The sequence below is a fragment of the Treponema sp. genome (assembly GCF_052169735.1).
GTDB lineage: Bacteria > Spirochaetota > Spirochaetia > Treponematales > Treponemataceae > Treponema.
The window spans coordinates 15,856-32,852 of the sequence record NZ_JBQNBW010000009.1; the positions used below are offsets into that span (position 1 = coordinate 15,856).

The 16,997-nt window shown below is 44.6% G+C and carries 14 protein-coding genes; 3 read left to right on the forward strand and 11 right to left on the reverse strand.

The features are described from left to right. Window positions 1-77 precede the first annotated feature (77 nt). Window positions 78-722 (forward strand): TlpA family protein disulfide reductase, encoded by a 645-nt coding sequence (locus ACTTJ8_RS02650; protein ID WP_442720231.1) that lies wholly within the window; start codon window positions 78-80, stop codon window positions 720-722. After that, window positions 715-1,518 (forward strand): cytochrome c biogenesis CcdA family protein, encoded by an 804-nt coding sequence (locus tag ACTTJ8_RS02655; protein ID WP_442720232.1) that lies wholly within the window; start codon window positions 715-717, stop codon window positions 1,516-1,518. The genes ACTTJ8_RS02650 and ACTTJ8_RS02655 overlap by 8 nt, the downstream gene beginning before the upstream one ends. Window positions 1,519-1,617: 99 nt before the next feature. Here the strand turns inward: ACTTJ8_RS02655 and ACTTJ8_RS02660 are convergent, their stop codons facing one another. From ACTTJ8_RS02660 to rpe, 11 genes are all read right to left on the reverse strand, one after another. After that, a complete protein-coding gene (locus tag ACTTJ8_RS02660) occupies window positions 1,618-3,069 on the reverse strand; it encodes a methyl-accepting chemotaxis protein (protein WP_442718343.1) in 1,452 nt (483 codons plus the stop codon). A gap of 237 nt (window positions 3,070-3,306) precedes the next feature. After that, complete coding sequence (gene fabZ, locus ACTTJ8_RS02665) at window positions 3,307-3,735, reverse strand: 3-hydroxyacyl-ACP dehydratase FabZ (protein ID WP_442720233.1); 429 nt, start codon at window positions 3,733-3,735, stop codon at window positions 3,307-3,309. 11 nt (window positions 3,736-3,746) lie between these two features. Beyond that, complete coding sequence (locus ACTTJ8_RS02670) at window positions 3,747-5,852, reverse strand: methyl-accepting chemotaxis protein (RefSeq protein WP_442720234.1); 2,106 nt, start codon at window positions 5,850-5,852, stop codon at window positions 3,747-3,749. Window positions 5,853-6,193: 341 nt separating this feature from the next. Further along, window positions 6,194-7,450 carry a beta-ketoacyl-ACP synthase II gene (fabF, locus tag ACTTJ8_RS02675; protein ID WP_442715404.1) on the reverse strand — a complete coding sequence of 419 codons (1,257 nt, stop codon included), beginning with the start codon at window positions 7,448-7,450 and terminating at the stop codon, window positions 6,194-6,196. Between the two features lie 15 nt (window positions 7,451-7,465). Continuing rightward, window positions 7,466-8,212, reverse strand: coding sequence for a 3-oxoacyl-ACP reductase FabG (gene fabG / locus ACTTJ8_RS02680; protein ID WP_442720235.1), 747 nt, complete (start codon window positions 8,210-8,212; stop codon window positions 7,466-7,468). Between the two features lie 458 nt (window positions 8,213-8,670). After that, the gene (locus ACTTJ8_RS02685) at window positions 8,671-9,774 is read right to left on the reverse strand and encodes a hypothetical protein (RefSeq protein ID WP_442718347.1); all 1,104 of its coding nucleotides are present in this window, start codon (window positions 9,772-9,774) and stop codon (window positions 8,671-8,673) included. Further along, window positions 9,771-10,913, reverse strand: coding sequence for a (E)-4-hydroxy-3-methylbut-2-enyl-diphosphate synthase (gene ispG, locus ACTTJ8_RS02690; RefSeq protein ID WP_442720236.1), 1,143 nt, complete (start codon window positions 10,911-10,913; stop codon window positions 9,771-9,773). Before ispG ends, ACTTJ8_RS02685 begins: the two co-directional genes overlap by 4 nt. Window positions 10,914-11,068: 155 nt before the next feature. Beyond that, window positions 11,069-12,223, reverse strand: a complete 1,155-nt coding sequence (locus ACTTJ8_RS02695; protein WP_442718348.1) for a tetratricopeptide repeat protein — start codon at window positions 12,221-12,223, stop codon at window positions 11,069-11,071. After that, window positions 12,223-13,422 carry a hypothetical protein gene (locus tag ACTTJ8_RS02700; RefSeq protein WP_442715409.1) on the reverse strand — a complete coding sequence of 400 codons (1,200 nt, stop codon included), beginning with the start codon at window positions 13,420-13,422 and terminating at the stop codon, window positions 12,223-12,225. Before ACTTJ8_RS02700 ends, ACTTJ8_RS02695 begins: the two co-directional genes overlap by 1 nt. Beyond that, complete coding sequence (locus ACTTJ8_RS02705) at window positions 13,422-14,321, reverse strand: tol-pal system YbgF family protein (RefSeq protein WP_442715410.1); 900 nt, start codon at window positions 14,319-14,321, stop codon at window positions 13,422-13,424. The genes ACTTJ8_RS02700 and ACTTJ8_RS02705 overlap by 1 nt, the downstream gene beginning before the upstream one ends. Beyond that, complete coding sequence (gene rpe / locus ACTTJ8_RS02710) at window positions 14,318-14,947, reverse strand: ribulose-phosphate 3-epimerase (RefSeq protein ID WP_442715411.1); 630 nt, start codon at window positions 14,945-14,947, stop codon at window positions 14,318-14,320. The genes ACTTJ8_RS02705 and rpe overlap by 4 nt, the downstream gene beginning before the upstream one ends. A gap of 375 nt (window positions 14,948-15,322) precedes the next feature. Here rpe and ACTTJ8_RS02715 point away from each other — a divergent pair, with 375 nt between their 5' ends. Continuing rightward, complete coding sequence (locus ACTTJ8_RS02715; protein ID WP_442718349.1) at window positions 15,323-16,873, forward strand: AbgT family transporter; 1,551 nt, start codon at window positions 15,323-15,325, stop codon at window positions 16,871-16,873. The last annotated feature ends 124 nt before the right edge of the window (window positions 16,874-16,997 follow it).

A 16,997-nucleotide genomic window follows, 5' to 3' on the forward strand; every position in this document is an offset into this window, starting at 1 on the left:
CAACGATTGTAGCAAGTTATAAATAAAAATGATTCCTAATATTTGACTTCTTGCGGTAAATATACTATTTTATTTACATGAAAGTTAGAACAATTCTTTTTGTATTCTGTATGGTTCCAGCCGTACTGCTATCCGGCTGTTCTGCAAAGCAACAAGCCTCTGAGTCAGCCGCCCTTAATGCTACTCCAGCAGAGGCTTCGTCTATGCCGAATACCGCCCGGCAACAAACGGCGATACACTCTACTACTGCCGGCACCGTATCGGAACGGCTCGCATCGCTTGGATTCTACATATATGAAGAGCCGATTGACCTACCGCTTACGTCAGTAGCAAAACTGGAAGGCGGTTCAATGAACGCTGATGCCTTTAAAGGGAAGATTACGCTCCTGAATTTTTGGGCAACATGGTGTCCGCCATGCCGTGCAGAAATGCCGTCAATAGAACGATTGTATGCTCAAACAAAAAACTCCGCTTTTCAGATTGTTGCAGTAAATGTAGGGGAACGGCAAGCTCAAGTAGCTTCATTTATTGAAAAAAATAAATACACATTTCCCATTTATCTCGATGAATCTCAGCAATTATCATCAATATTTGCAGCGCGGGGGATACCTTCAACCTATATTGTCGATAAAAACGGAAAGGTTATTGCTGCCCGTATCGGTGCGATGGAGTATGATCAACAGGAGCTGATCAAAGTATTCAAGGAACTTGCCGATGGGTAGTACCTCTTTGCCCGGACTTGCAGGCGCTTTTCTTGCCGGTCTTCTTTCTTTTTTGAGTCCCTGTGTGCTGCCGCTCATCCCTGTATATCTTTCGTTTATCTCAGGGGAATCTTTGTCACAAATTAGAGACGGCAGCAGCGGACGATTCCGCTTATTCTTACGCAGTTTGAGTTTTGTACTAGGGTTCACTGTTGTATTTGTTGTTCTTGCTATTTTGTTTGGAACCGGCGCACGGTTTATCGGCAGCTCTATTCCGCGGAACATCATGCGCGGAGCCGGTATTGTTGTTATTCTCCTTGGACTGAACATGCTATTTGACTTTATCCCATTTTTGAGGACTGAACTCAAAGCACAGGCTCCGAACAATGCAGCAGGAGCTTCCAAGGCATTCCTATTCGGTATGCTGTTTGCAGCAGGCTGGAGTCCCTGCATTGGTCCCATTTTATCATCAATTCTCCTGTTTGCAGCACAATCAGGAAATGTTGCAAGGGCAGCCTTTCTGCTTGGGGCATATTCACTTGGTCTGGGTATTCCCTTTTTGCTGACAGGACTGTTTTTTGACAAAACGGAGCCGTTGCTGCGCTGGTTTAAGCAGCATGCACGGGGTGTCAAAATAACGGCAGGAATATTGATTATCTTTTTTGGTGTTTTAATGCTGACGGCAGGTCTTACCAGTATTACTACATTTTTTATAAAAATTGGATATATGCTTGAAGACTACTCCCAAACAGGAACCCCGCCATTCAGTACCATTGCAGGAATCATTGCACGATGGCTGCTCTTTCAAGGTGCATAAAAACCGGATAAATCGCAGGTATTGCCTGCGGAAAGCTCATAACAAGCGCTTCCGCAGGCATATCTCATGCAAATCAACGCCCCGAACTATACTGATCCGCTATTTTTTCGCAGCATACTTACTATCAACAAACTGCCGTAATACACTTAAGCTGTCGATAACAGCAGCGGAGATTTCAAGCAGCTGAGAATAAAAAGCCTCAAGTTCGGAACGGGGCAATGTTTTTGATTGATTGACCACTGTCCGGGTAATGTCATGCAGTTTTTCATGCTGAACACAGAGCTTTTTAAATTCAGGATGCTGCAATACTCCTTGATATGAAGAAGCCTCGTGTTCTATCCATTGCCCCAAGTCACATTTGTTATGATCGCCTAGTTCTATGCTGCCTGCTACAAGTTTTCCGTCGATTGATGCACGTACTTTAGTAACCCATCCAAGGTGCCTCAATACAATAAGACCAAACGGCATAGTCTGGCTCTTAGCAACCGTTTTTCCGGTTGTAAGGTCAGTCCCTTTTTCTACTGTTGTATCAATTTTAACCGTACTGTCGATAATGCTATTCATATTAAAGAGCGCACTACTCATCAAAGCGCTTACTTCTTCAGCGGTCTGCTGCAGCTGTACAAGGGTTGATTTACCGTTATCTGCCTGTTCCGCTATCCGTGCAATATGGTCGATCGCTGTGTCAGCCCGAGCATTGAGATCGGCTGCAGATTCGGGCAAGAGCATCATCGCATCCCGTACCGAGGTACTGGTACCGGCAAGACTGTTCATTTCCGAAGAAATTTCGAGGAATGTATTCGTTGTCTCATTTACCGAATTACCGATTACCGTCATCGCTGTGCGCGTTTCATCGGCAGTATCTCTCGCAATATGAAGCGCATCAAGCATGTTTTTCAGTGTTTTAGATGCATCGGCTGCATTAAGAGCGGTTGCTTCTGAAAGTTTTCTAATTTCACCGGCAACAACGGCAAAACCAAGTCCGACTTTACCGGCATGGGCGGATTCGATTGCTGCGTTCATTGCAAGTAAGTTTGTCTGAGCGCTTACATCGTTAATCGAGCTGATAATATCTTTAACCGCATCGATATTCTGATTCAGACTGTCAATAACGGTAAATAAGTCTTTTACTTTAAGGGAACCTTTTGCCACAGCATCAGTCAGCTGTGACGTTACAGAAATTCTATCGGAGACGATAGCTGCAACGTGATTGACCGAATCGGTAATTTGCTCTACTGAGGTATTTGCCTTTCCGGCAGTATCTTCTAACGCCGTTGTACAGCTATGCACTTCTTCGAGCTGCTCCTGTACCGATATGATGGAATTCAGAATGGAGCGGATGCTTTCAGTAAATGAATCGAATTGATTTTCCTGTTTTAGGTTTTTTAAAATAACCTGAGATGCCCCGTTAATTCCGCTTTTTATATTAAAAGCAATGTCTTCGATAGCAGACATGAGCGATTCAATTTCTTTCGCTTGAAATACAACACCGGTTACCGTATTCGCTGCGGTTTCCTTTTCATCCGTATCTTTCTTCGTAAATGGAAACATAGTTACTCCTCGAGTTAGTATATCGTAGATAACATAAAAGAGCAACTCTCCCTGAACGTTTATCCGGGACGAGATATAAAAATTTTATGTAAAAATCAACAACCTCGACATGTATGCCATCCTGTCAGAGAATCAATACTTCGCCTCCAGCTGAAACTCATCATGAAAAGTATACAAGGATGTACACTTTTCATGATGCGGCAACTCAGATGCCACCGTAATATTTGCAAAGATATCCTAAGATTTTCCCACAAGACACATCCACTCTGCCTCTGCAGCGACCGTATCACCCACAGAAAGCTTACCGGACTGTTTGATCATCTGGGATGACACACGCAGGTTTTTTACTTTGATGCGCACCGTATCTCCCGGACGTACCTGCGCACGGAGTTTCACCTTATCCACGGTCGCTAAAAAGAACAGCGCCCCATCTTCAAATTTTCCCATGGAACTGAGCGCGGCGCCGCCTGCCTGAGCCATTGTTTCAACCAGCACTACACCGGGTACCACCGGATATTCGGGAAAATGTCCCTTAAAAAAGAACTCTTCCGGCTTAAAGGTATACCGGCTTTCGCTGCCTTCATCATCTGCACGGATAATTTCGTCAACAAACAAAAAGGGCTTCCGGTGCGGAAGCAATGTTTCAATGTCTTTTGTAACACTCATGTTATTCTCCCTTATGTCTTAAACTTACCGACTTCTTCGGATAAATTTTGAATACTGTTTTTATTTTTCTGTGAAATTTCGTTGACCTCCTGCACAGCTTGGTTAATCTGTACAGCTCCGGCAGCCATTTCGTTCATACTGCACGCAATAGTGTCGGACATTGCAGCCAGCAGCTTCATTTCATCGGAAACAGCGGCGCTCCCTTTCAGCATTTCCTGCGAAACATGTTGTACCGCATGCGTTACGTTTCCAATCTTTTCCATTGCCTGAACAACATGTGCGCTATCATCCTTTTGTTCCTGCATAGCCTGCATTATCACTTGTTCCTGAGTTCTTGTTTTTTCAACAAGTCCGAAAATAGTATCGAATTGAGTTTCGATTGATTCAGCCGAAGTTGTTACCCGTTCCAGCTTGGTTTTAAGACCTTGCAGAATATTTGTAATATTCTTTCCATGTGCGCTGGATTCTTCGGCAAGTTTTCGGATTTCTCCGGCAACAACAGCAAAGCCTTTGCCTGCTTCTCCTGCATGAGCGGCTTCGATTGCAGCATTCATCGCGAGTAGATTCGTTTGCGCAGCAATATTTTGAATGACACTACTGGTTTCAAGAAGAACTTCGGAACTCGCATCAACCTCTTTACTCAAACCGACGGATTCCGTAACTGCCGTCTTACCATTATCGGTTGCCTCGGTTAGTTCATCCAGTATCCGTAGGTTTTGCTCTATGCTGCCGTTTACCGTATGAATACTTTTTACCATTTTGTCGATCGAAACAAGTGAATTATCCACCGTTTCCGTTTGAATATCAACATGTGTGTCCAGTTTTTCAATCGTGTACGTCATCATTTGTAGCGAAGAGCCGATTTCAATGACACTCTTGGACTGGCTCATAACCTGTTTCTTCACACTCTCTATATTGGTGCTGATTTCATAAACGGCGCTTGCTGTTTCGGTCATATTGGCAGCAAGCTCGCTTCCAACTGTTTCCATCAAACCGGCGTTAACACGAACAGACTGTACCGCTACAGCAATTTTTTTAATCGTTTCATTGAAATACTCAGCCATATCGCTCATTTCATCGTTTCCATGTACCGGTAAGCGGACAGTCAGATCACCTTCACCGTGTGCAATATTTTTCAATGCAAGAACAGCCCTTTGAATCGGGTTTACGATAGCGCGTGCCGCAACATAAATAATTACGAGAGCAATGAGTAAAATGATAACACCAAAAATCATCATCGTTTTTTGCAGGATAGCAACCGTTTCCATAAATTCATTAACCGGCGCCTTAATAACAACTTTCCAACCGGTTGCTTTGATGGTAGCATAAGAAGCAATATACGGTCTTTCTTGATAGGTATAATATCCCACTTCACTTGTTTCAGTCTCTAATGCATGACGTAAAAACATTGCAGTTGAGGTAAGTGCGGGATTATTTGTAGAGCTTTCGATTATATTATATGACTTTTCTATAAATTCTTGGTTTTTATGCGCAACTATTGTACCGGTTAAACCAAGTATATAACATTCACCGGTTTTCCCAATAACAATATCTTTAATTTCATCGCTCAACACAGAACTGGGAAAGAGCGCGTCAAATACACCGATCACCCGCTGATGGGGATCATAAATCGGTACAGCGAACAGTATCTGCAATGTATGCGTTGAGCGTGAAATATGCGGCTCAAACAGAGATGGATGCCCGGCAATCGCGGCTTTAAACCACTCTCTATCCGCTACAGAGGCGGTGGTTCCATCGGAAGCATAGCGGATACCGGCGGCATCGCTGACACCGAAATTTTTTATACTTTTGCGCACATTGGAGGAAGCAAATAGCTGGCTTTTCTCTGCGAACGTTAATCGTTCATCTTGCATCCACGGCATTTGCTGAATACCTTCAAGAAATTGAAAAACAGAAGCAATACGGCTATCAATAATTTTTGAAGTATCTTCCGCTTTATCAATAAGATGCGTTTCAATTTTTTCGATTACGGCTTTACGTGCCAGGCGAATCGCAATGATACCTCCGGCAATAGCTGCTATTGTAATTAAACAGCCGAAAATAAGCATTAACCTTTTGTGGATAGAAAACCGCTTTTTTGTATTTTTAACACGCATAGCGCCCCCCTTCAGGGAAAGGATCATCTCCATAATACGAACTTTTCATCATTATTATACCTTTTTTCAATCAATTATATCATAGGGCATCTCTAAAAACTCAGGTATAGATTTTTAGAGATGCTGCATCAGCAAAGCTGATAACGAGTCTTTTTAATAAGTCTTTATCTTGTTATGACCGTAAAAACCGCCACGGATGATGGTGGTGGTTCTACGCAGTAACGATGTTTCGGTAATAGGCAACGTCCGTGTTGCCTATTACCGTGCGAGTTTTACAAAAATCCTATTTTTATAAAACATCGCAAAAAAGCTTAAGGAAAACCTCTAAAAAACTGAAGTTTTTAGAGATTCTCTTTTACTTTTTTGAACACGAGCACACCGTTGTGTCCGCCGAATCCGAGCGAGCCGGAGGCTGCACAATCAACAGTACATGCTACCCCCTTTTGCGGTAGATAGTTAAGATCGCATCCTGCCTCCAAATCAGGCTCTGTCAAGTTGATAGTAGGCGGGCAAAAGCCTTCTTCAATCGCTTTTACACAGATAATCGCCTCTAAAGCGCCGGCAGCACCCAAGCAGTGCCCAATCATCGACTTTGTAGAAGAGATTTTCAGATTATAGGCTTGCTCTCCAAAGGCTTTTTTGATCATTGATGTTTCTGAGGGATCATTAATGGGGGTGGATGTTCCGTGAGCATTGTAATACTGCACATCTTCCGGTTTGACACCCGCATCTTCCAACGCTTTTATCATCGCGAGAGCGCCGCTTGTTCCTTCCGGATCAGGACTTGTAAGATGATATGCATCGGATGAGCCGCCGTAACCTGCAAGCTCCGCATATATTTTTGCGCCGCGCTTTTTAGCATGTTCGTATTCTTCAAGAATGAGAATACCAGCCCCTTCTCCCATCACAAAACCAGACCGTTTTTTATCGAAGGGGCAACATGCTTTGTGCGGTTCATCATTATAGTCTGCAGCAAGGGTTTGCAGAACGCTGAATGCATTAATCCCAAATCCTGTAATCGCTGCCTCAGTTCCTCCGGCAAGACACATATCCATTCTACCGGAGCGGATCAAATCAAGGGCATTGCCTAAAGCATCGGTACCGGAAGCACAGGCAGTCGTAATTGTCCACGAAACACCGTGCAATCCGAAATGCATACTGACATTCCCTGCAGCCTCATTTGGAATAAGCAACGGGATAGTAAGCGGAGGAATCCGAGAATGCCCCGATTCAAAATATTTTTTGAACGAACTTTCGTGAATTTCAAAGCCGCCGATTCCATTTCCAATCATTACGCCGGTACGGTTTCCATCAATAGTCTCTTTTGAAAGCCCTGCATCAGCCACTGCCTGTACCGCAGCTGCTACGGCAAGCTGAGAAAAACGCGCCATTTTGCGGGCATCTTTTTTATCCATAAAAGCAGTAGGATCAAATTGTTTACATTCGGCAGCAATTTTTACCCGGTCATCTCCGGTATCGTAGTTGACAGTAATCTTATCGATTCCGCAACGCCCCGCCTTTATTCCATCCCACGTTTCCGCAACCGTATTTCCCAAAGCGGAAACTGCTCCCATGCCGGTAATTACAACTCTTCTCATGTTTTTCTCCTCTAATTAAGCGCCCATACCGCCATCTACGCCAAGTACCTGCGCAGTAACATACATAGACAAATCCGATGCTAAAAAGACAGCAGCGTTTGCTACATCAAGAGGGGTACCGCCCCGCTTTAAGGGGATTGCGGTTTCTACCCAGTTTTTACGGACATCTTCCGGTAATGAGGATGTCATATCTGTTTCAATGTAGCCGGGCGCTAATGCATTGACCCGTACCCCTCTGCTGCCGATCTCTTTTGCAAGACTTTTCGTAAATCCGACTAAGCCCGCTTTGCTTGCTGCATAATTGACCTGTCCGCCCTGACCATGGAGACCGACAATACTTGCCATATTGATGATGGAACCTTCCCGTTTCCGCAGCATATCCGAGGAAACAATCTGAGAAGCTAAAAATGCACCTGTCAAATTCACCCGCAGCACAGCATCCCAGTCTTCCTGCGGCATTCTGAACGAAAGACCATCCCGTGTAATACCGGCATTGTTGACCAAAATCTGAAAGCCGCCGGATTGCTTGAGCGCATCTTTAACCGCAGCAGTCAGCTCCTCGGCATTACCGCAGTCAGCATATATTTCATGGAATGCACTGTTATGCTCAGCTGCAAATGCCTCCATTTCTGCCTTTCCCTGGGACGGCTTTGTACAAAGTCCCCACACTTCCGCCCCTTCCTCCAAGAAGCGGCGGACAATCTCTTTCCCAATTCCCCGTGAGGAACCGGTTACCAATGCTTTTTTTCCTTTCAATAACATATAAACCTCAATATAAATATGTTTGTAAATAATCAGCATTGTAAACCGGATTTGTATCTTTTGGCAATGGCTGAACCACACGGCAGGGATTTAGAAGAAAACAGAGAAAAAGAAAAATGCAGAACATTAAACCTGTTCGGAAACTTATGCTTCTGACAAACTACCTTGCAATGCGGTGTTCTAAATCGTAGGTTTATTTTCAACCGCTGAAATATCGCATCTGCTATAACCGCCGCCATCCGCGGCAAGTTCAAAAATTGACCTCCTTGTCAATTTTTGAACGCGAGTTTTTGCTGTGCAAAAACGTCACTGCTGCATGGAACCGCCGCCATCCGTGGCGGTAGTGGATGTCGAGGTTGCTTTGCAAACATCGCGTATTAAAAAATATACACAAGGAGTATATCTTTTAACCGTGGAATCCATGGCAGGCACCGGTAAATGCACAAAAGCGATGCTATCTAAAAAGTTTGCGAAAATTTATAAGACGCTTCCTTTGCATAGGTGTACGAAGGACAGTATTCTGCGAGTTTGTAATACAAATCACTTGCCTGAACAACATATCCTTGCCGATACAGAAGGTCGGCAAGCTGTAAAAAGACATCCCAGATTTTCTTTGTTTCGGTCCAATGCAGTATATCTTTATTAGTACCAACCCTCAGCAGCAAATCTGAAAAAGTACTGTAGGTGTACGTAAAATCAACTCGCTTGAGGGTATCGCTCATGTACGTTACCGCGATATCAGAGCCGAGCAAAGCGGTTCTAAATGCCCGGTCGTATTCTTCAGCACGCATATAAATATCGGTTAGTTCAATATAAGCACGGAGGGCTATATCATTATGATGCCGGTAGAGTGAGAAAAATTTTTCTATTGTCTGCTCGTTTTTAACGGTATGGATCATCGACCGTAATGTAGCGCTCTCGACGTTTGTCGTTCCATAGACGGAATCTTCCGTTAGAATGAGCAGGAGATATTTTTCTTGATCATCGTATTGCTTTAATAAGCCAGAAATTTGAGCCAGCGAATAAATAATTTCAAAACGCATATCCGGAATATACAAAAATTCCCGCGACTCCCACGCAGTCTTATAAAAGCGCCGGGACTGGGAAAGTTCTCCTTCAAGCTCATACACTTTGCCGATAAGATAGTCGCACTCAGGATAAACACCGCTTCTTTTGAACCAGTCTAAGAGTGCAGAAATCGATTTATCAAAATAAGCAGGGGGATGAGTCAGAAATATCTTATCTAATATTGCACAGGCTTCATAATCCTGCCGTTTCTCCAGTACCCGATAGACATCAGCAATAAGATCGCCGGCTGCCCGCACCTGATAAGGCTTCACTGCAGAAAAAAGATAGTCATACTGAGCGGCAACCTGCGTTTTGCGCAGTTCCCGTGCTTTTCCGAACAGGAGCAGTGCGGTACCGAATTCCCGCTTTTCATAGGCAATTTTACCTTGCTCTAACAGCTGCCATGGATAGTCGGCAGAAGAAACCGAAGTTTTTTGCGCATAGAGACCGGCGCTCACAAGAAGAATACACCATAGTATTGCGAACTTTTTCATAAACTCTGCAATTCCTTTTCAAAGACAGCATCGACGGCAGCGTTCCGCTCCGAATCGCTTAAGCCTTGCACATCAATGCGCTGTACAATCACACCCCGCTTAAAGAGGAGCACCATATTTTCTGCACCGGTAATACCTATATCAGCAAATTTTCCCTCGCCGGGCCCGTTCACAACGCAGCCCATCACGGCAACGGTTATATCTTTTTTTTCGGCAAAAAGCCTCCGCTGCCAGCGCTCAACAAAACCGTGCACATCAAATCCGTTGCGCCCGCAGCGGGGACACGATACCAACCGGATTCCCCCCTGCCGTTTCCCGCATTCCATCAGAATTTCCCGGGCTGCAATCAATTCATTTTCCATTGTATCAGAAAGACTGACCCGTATGGTGGAACCGATATTATGCTCAAACAGTTTAGAAAACGCAAGCGTACTTTTTACAATACCTGAAACAAGAGGCCCTGCCTCCGTTACACCGAGATGGAGCGGAACGGCAGACTTTTGTGCAAAAAGCTCGTTTGCGAGCACGGTTTCCCGCACTGATGAAGCCTTCATGGATACTAAATACTGTTTAAACCCATGCGTTTCAAAAAAAGCAGCCTCTCTGCACGCGCCTTCCACCAAAGCCGCAGCCCGCGCTTCATCAGCTTCACGCCCCGCCTGCATTTCTTCTTCCATGCGGTTCCGTAAATCAGCGGGAAGAGAGCCGGTATTTACCCCGATCCGAAGCACCGTTCCAGTATCTTGCGCTTTTTGGATCACCGCCTTCACCCGCTCTTCAGTACCGATATTCCCCGGATTGATGCGTATCTTTGCTGCATCGCCATCCATACAACGCAAGGCAAGCCGATAATCAAAGTGAATATCGGCAACAAGCGGCATCGGTGTTATACGGGTGAGCTTTACAAAAGCCTCTGCGCTTGGGGCATCAGGGACGGCAAACCGGAGTATATCGCAGCCAAGCTGTTCCAACTCAGCAATTTTCCGCACCGTTTCTGCAAGCGTATCTTCCCGCAGCGGTTGTTTCCACATTGTTTGTACGGCAATAGGAGCATCTCCGCCCAATGTAACACTCCGCACTAGCCCTTTCCCGCCTATCCGTATTGTATCCGCCTTATACATCAGCGTTTGTACTCCCATAAAAAGTCAATTTGCACGGCTATTATTTTACACGCCTCAACACCACAATAGAGGACCTTACAATTTAAGATACCCGCCTATTTACCGCTGTACCTGCATTTGATGTTTTGCCAACACGAAAGACAAAGCAAAGCCTGCTTTGAGCGCCGTACAGTCTATTTTTTATTCGCCGGCACTTGGCTTTGATGGATTCCGGCTGCCTTCAAGAAAAGCACACCGCCCCGCTGCTGTATCTTACCGAGAACTTCAATCGGACGCTCCGAATCTATCCGTACCGAAAAATTACAGAATATCGGAACAATTCCTTCGAGCTGTACACGGTCGCCATATCCGACTAACAGGTCAAAACTGGTATTTTCTCCATCAGTTTGAATATTGGTTGCAATTCCCGACCAAATAGTCCAACAGTCAAGATACAGCGGAATATCAGCCCGCACATCGCTGTACGCAGGAATGTCCCGCACGGTATCAAAACCCGGCACTGCAAAATAGCCCATCAAAAGCCGGGCTTTATACTTAATCGACTGAGCTGCATTTGAAGAAAGAATCCTATTTACCTCTATCTGCGCTAAGTTATCCTGTGAATTTTGAAAGTACTTTTGTGCATTTTGATACGCTTTCAACACTTCTTTTTCCGAAAGGCTGTAGCGGTACGTCCCGCTTGTGTCAATAGGACGGGCTTTTTCCTCCGACAACAGCACCAAAGAAGAAAGGTCAGCCCGTGTACCGCGTACTTTATCAAAATTGATAGGAAATTTTATCAATAACACAATAACGATCACTGCGGCAAACGCAATTCCTCCCGCAGCAGCTAATACAGTCAACTGTTTTTTATGGTATGTCTGCACACCCGGACGCGGATAATAATTTTTTATTTCGCCCGCTTCAACCGCTTCTCCAATTGCCTCCGGGGTATTATGCGTCCGGATAAACTCAAGTCCATCCCGCGCCAATGCATGATTAGGGTTATACTCAACAGCTTCAAGATAATAATCAATCGCACGGGCGGTATCTCCCCGCCGTAAAAATAAGACAGCCTGAGCACAGAGCAGATCAGGATCGGTCATTTTAATACGCCGTGCACAGGTCAGATAATCTACTGCTCCTCCTATATCCCCGGCATGTAAACAAGCAAGCCCCAAATACAAATAAAACGGAAACGATTTATTGAACGAGGCATTATAGAGGGAGTCTTTTGAATCACCGGAGGTGACATATTGAGTAACATGAGGCTGCAGCAGCTGGATAACCTGCTGATAATTTCCCCTCGCAAATTGCTTTTTTGCTTGTTCGAGAATTGAAGACGCCATTATTCTTCCTGTATGGCCTTTATTGCGTTATCAACCTCCGTACGCAATTTACGGATTTCTTCGGTTGAAAGTTCATCCGGAGATTGTTCCAGTTCTGCAATCCTGTCCAAGAGCTTTTTGACATACTGATAGTCTTTTTCCGGAGCTTTTTTTACAGGCTTTTTTTGAACAGTGGGAGCTTTTTCCCGTGTTTCAGGGGCTGACTGCTGACTAGAGGATGCCGCTTGCTGAACAGCAGGTGCTGTAGGCTGAGCTGCATCAGGCGCTTTCGTAACAACCGATTTATTTACTGTCTGATCAACAATAATCGGCTGCTGCACAGATACACCCGTTTGCTGGGTATAAGCAGCATAGCCGGTTGCGGTTTCTGCAGTATTACGGTAATCATAAAAGCCGATACAGTTTGTTATAGATAATGTTGCCTTATTCTGTACTTTTCTTTCAGACCACACATATAAAAGTCCCGGATCGGAAGAGGTATACTTCCTAAACGACCTACCGCTCACATAAGACGGCAGCCATTTTTTTGTTACCAGCCGTTCCCAGTTTGCTGCATACACAAAGGTCGGCACCGTCATATATTCATTCCGTAAAAAGAATAGACAGGCATAGCCCTTATCCGCGGAAAAAATCACGGAATCTTTTTCCAATACCGGCTGCAGCATCAGTTCTGCACCGATCTCGCTCCGTAAATCAGTATAAAGCGGAATTAAGTTCTTTTCTCCTAATGAGGTATCAAAGACCGCTTTGAGCGCAATATCGGCAAGCTCACCCGAAATATTTTGAATTTCCGTTACAACCTTGAGTATTTTGCCTGTTGAGCGCTGCTTTGAAGGCACAAACGAAAAGGTCTGTGATGCCAAAAAGTCCAAGCTGATTTGGAAAGTTAGGGTTATCTCGTCTTTCGTTTGACTAACAATGATTTTCTTTCCGCTTTTATTATTGAGATGAAACATCGCACCGTTAAAAAGCACCGAATAAATATTAACGGAAGCCTGAGAACGGTCATCATAGAGCGGTTCATATTTCCGGGCATCTTCCGCTTTGGAGTGATAGAGGCAGAAATTCCCCGTTTTTGGGTAAATAACCAGTTTTAAAGGATCGCTAACCATCTCAACAATCTCATCCGCAGCAGCAATACCACAGAGCAAGCATGCTGAAAAACAGATCAGCAATATTTTTTTATTGAATATCCGCATTATTCTACTCCTTTTGTGCGCTGCTTATACAGCTGTTCCAAAGTACGGCTCTGCTGCCGGAGTTCTTCCAGTTCTTTCTGCCGTGCTTCCGCTGCGTGTTTCCGCCTTTCTTGCTGCTCTTGCACACGGAGGCTTTCCTGTTCTGCAGACATTTTAGACAGTGATTCTGCAAGCGCATCTATTTTTTCTTCCAATGTCTTGAGCCTCTCGGCAATTTCTTCATCCCGCCGTTGTGCTTCTTCCGAACGGGCAGCAGCCCCAGTATCGGCGGTATTAGCAGCTGCGGAGCTTTGCGCATCAGGAAGAGCTTCTTCCTTTCCCTGCGCCTCACTTACTATCTGGGCAAGCTCACTGCGCACAGCCTGCTGGTCGATCAACACAATCTTATACCGTGCCTCGCTTACCTTGCCTGAACTGGGATAGTCGACCACCAGCGCTGCAAAAACCTTGCGGGCATCAGCATATAAGCCTTCCGCGTAGAGGTTCTCTCCTATCCAATAATACGCAGAAGGAACTTTCGGATGATCTGGATAGTCTTTAATAAATTGATACATGACCTCTGACGAGTTTATATAGCTGCCGGACAGATGGAGAATCCGTCCTTTTTGGTACCGTACTTCCGCAGCCCGTTCATCGCCGGGTGCAGCAGCCAAAAAGGAATCGGCATAACTCAATGCACGCACATACCGTTCTGCCGAAGTTTCTGCCATCACAAGCCAGTACAAGGCTTCAGTGCGGTTTTCAGGCTGTGTTTCCGCAGCTTGTTCAAATGCAGCAGCAGCAGCAGTCCAATCGCCGCGGCTGTATGCATCCAAACCGGTGAGCATGGCATCATCAGCAGCAAAAACTGCGTATATGGCGCAGCACAGCAGCCATACTATCATTATTTTCTTTTTCATTTCTTTATATCTCCGGAAAAAAAGGATGATCCCGAAACAATCACATCAGCGCCTGCATCTGCGGCATTGGTAATCGTTGCTGCATTGATGCCGCCGTCTACGGAAATCAAATAGGTATACTGTTTTTCGGTGCGCCGTTTCCGTAATTCCCGAACCTTTTCAAGACAACCGGAAATCATCGTTTGCCCGCCGAAACCCGGATTCACCGTCATAACCAACACCAAATCAACTAAAGGTAACACCTCATCTAAAATATGTACAGGGGTTGACGGCACTATACTCACCCCCGGCTTCATACCCGCTGCCCGTATCTCAGAAATAAGCCGATGAGCATGGACAGAGGCTTCAATATGGAAGGTAAAATAATCAGCACCGGCTTCTGCAAATGTTTTTACAAAATCCTGAGGACGTTCTACCATTAAGTGCACATCAAAGGGCAGCGTACTTTTATTCCGCAGACATCGCACAACCGGTGCGCCGAAGGTTAAATTCGGTACAAAAGCTCCGTCCATAACATCAAGATGCACCCATTCTCCGCCATTTGCTTCTATAAATGTCAGTTCTTCAGCAAGCCGCGAAAAATCTGCGCTCAATAAAGACGGCGCTAATATAAACGATGTTCCCATCGCTGTGAAGCCTCCTCATTTCAATAAAAACAATCTATCGCATAATGTATCGGTATTTGAAAAGAAAAATTGAATAGCCGTTTTGCAGCTATAAGAATCAATTTCCGTTTCTATCCTCCTACGATCCTTTTTTTTATTATAATAAAAAATCACAAAAAAGACAGCAGAAATGTATATATTTTTCATATCTTAGTGAGAACCTCTAAAAACTTCAATTTCTTAAAAACCCAACCGAGTTTTTAGGGCGGTACCAGTATCTTTTGCGGTAAATTATCAATATTTCTGCAAAATGGGATTTGCAAATTAACAAATCATCCGGTATAATGGTACTGATTGCCGCATATATTGTGTGGAAACTATTTTCTAGGAGTTCTTATGAGTACAAAAAAGAACCAGGAAGTTTCAGGCTTCCTCAAAGGTGTTGAGAAGATTGGAAACAAGCTTCCGCATCCTGCGATGCTCTTCTTTATTCTCAGCATCGTTGTCGTTATCGTATCTGCCCTTGCAGAAACATTCGGTGCACCTGTTACCTATTTTGATGCAAAAAAAGGAAAAGATGTTACCATAAAAGCGCTTTCTCTTTTGAATGTGGAAGGCTTCCGGTATATGCTGAATAGTGCAACAAAAAACTTTACCGGTTTTGCTCCGCTCGGTACCGTATTGGTTGCAATGCTCGGTATCGGTGTTGCGGAATGGACAGGTCTTATCAATACTTCACTGAAGAAACTCCTGTCCAATATCAATCCCCGCCTGCTGACTGCTGTTGTTGTTTTTGCCGGTATTATGAGTAATATTGCTTCCGATGCAGGATATGTTGTTGTTATCCCGCTCGGCGCTATCGTATTTGCTAATGCAGGACGGCATCCGCTGGCAGGTCTTGCTGCCGCCTTTGCCGGTGTTTCCGGCGGTTTCTCCGCAAACCTCTTACTGGGAACCACCGACCCGCTCTTAACCGGTATCACTATTGAAGCATTGCACAATGCCGGTATAGATATTTCACTTGATCCTACCTGTAACTGGTACTTCATGATTGTTTCAACCTTCTTGTTAACAATCGTCGGAACCTTAATTACAGAGCAAATTGTAGAAAAGAACCTTGGAACATATAACGGAGACTATAAGCCCGATGATATGCCCGTTTCTGCAGAAGAAACAAAGGCGCTCAAATTAGCCGGAATTTCCATTTTAATCATAACTATACTGCTCGTTATCGGTATGTTCGGTTTACCCGGTCTTCCCTCCCTTGCTATTTTAAGCGAAATAGATCCCAAAACAGGGGCTAGTTCCCTCAGTAATTTTATGCACGGCGGTTTGCTCCCCGCTATTTTAATCTTGTTCTTGGTACCCGGTTTGGTATACGGTAAGACATTAGGAAAGATCAAGAAATCAAACGACCTCGTAAAAGGTATGACACACGGAATGAGTTCAATGGGCGGTTACCTTGTACTGGCATTCTTTGCTGCACAATTCGTCAGCTACTTTGGCAAAACAAACCTCGGAACCATTATCTCCGTAAACGGCGCAAACTTCTTAAAGAGCATCGGTTTTACCGGTTTACCATTAATCATCGCTTTCGTTATCATCTCTGCGTTTTTGAATCTCTTTATCGGTTCTGCCTCTGCAAAATGGGGAATTATGGCGCCGATCTTTGTACCGATGATGGTAAACCTCGGACTCTCCCCTGCCTTAACACAGGTTGCATACCGTATTGGAGACTCAAGCACAAACATCATTACTCCATTGATGAGCTATTTTGCAATGATCGTTGTCTTTGTAAAAAAATACGATGAAGATGCCGGACTTGGAACACTGATTTCTATGATGCTGCCGTATTCCATCGCATTCCTGCTTTCGTGGCTCGTGCTGATGATTATATGGTATGTAACCGGTTTGCCGCTTGGTCCCGGCGCATTCTTGACATTATAATTCCAGTTTTATAGAAGATAATAGACCTGTTCAGAAACGAAAGTTTTCGAACAGGTTTAACGAAAAATCTATGCCGAAGTGCAAAGCAGCATTGAGTTTTGCGCTTCGGCATTTTTATTCTAAA

Bases quoted from the DNA above. Each gene is read 5' to 3' on its own strand.
- ACTTJ8_RS02650 (WP_442720231.1), top strand. From the start codon at position 78: ATGAAAGTTAGAACAATTCTTTTTGTATTCTGTATGGTTCCAGCCGTA.
- ACTTJ8_RS02655 (WP_442720232.1), top strand. From the start codon at position 715: ATGGGTAGTACCTCTTTGCCCGGACTTGCAGGCGCTTTTCTTGCCGGT.
- ACTTJ8_RS02660 (WP_442718343.1), bottom strand. From the start codon at position 3,069: ATGTTTCCATTTACGAAGAAAGATACGGATGAAAAGGAAACCGCAGCG.
- fabZ (WP_442720233.1), bottom strand. From the start codon at position 3,735: ATGAGTGTTACAAAAGACATTGAAACATTGCTTCCGCACCGGAAGCCC.
- ACTTJ8_RS02670 (WP_442720234.1), bottom strand. From the start codon at position 5,852: ATGCGTGTTAAAAATACAAAAAAGCGGTTTTCTATCCACAAAAGGTTA.
- fabF (WP_442715404.1), bottom strand. From the start codon at position 7,450: ATGAGAAGAGTTGTAATTACCGGCATGGGAGCAGTTTCCGCTTTGGGA.
- fabG (WP_442720235.1), bottom strand. From the start codon at position 8,212: ATGTTATTGAAAGGAAAAAAAGCATTGGTAACCGGTTCCTCACGGGGA.
- ACTTJ8_RS02685 (WP_442718347.1), bottom strand. From the start codon at position 9,774: ATGAAAAAGTTCGCAATACTATGGTGTATTCTTCTTGTGAGCGCCGGT.
- ispG (WP_442720236.1), bottom strand. From the start codon at position 10,913: ATGGGAGTACAAACGCTGATGTATAAGGCGGATACAATACGGATAGGC.
- ACTTJ8_RS02695 (WP_442718348.1), bottom strand. From the start codon at position 12,223: ATGGCGTCTTCAATTCTCGAACAAGCAAAAAAGCAATTTGCGAGGGGA.
- ACTTJ8_RS02700 (WP_442715409.1), bottom strand. From the start codon at position 13,422: ATGCGGATATTCAATAAAAAAATATTGCTGATCTGTTTTTCAGCATGC.
- ACTTJ8_RS02705 (WP_442715410.1), bottom strand. From the start codon at position 14,321: ATGAAAAAGAAAATAATGATAGTATGGCTGCTGTGCTGCGCCATATAC.
- rpe (WP_442715411.1), bottom strand. From the start codon at position 14,947: ATGGGAACATCGTTTATATTAGCGCCGTCTTTATTGAGCGCAGATTTT.
- ACTTJ8_RS02715 (WP_442718349.1), top strand. From the start codon at position 15,323: ATGAGTACAAAAAAGAACCAGGAAGTTTCAGGCTTCCTCAAAGGTGTT.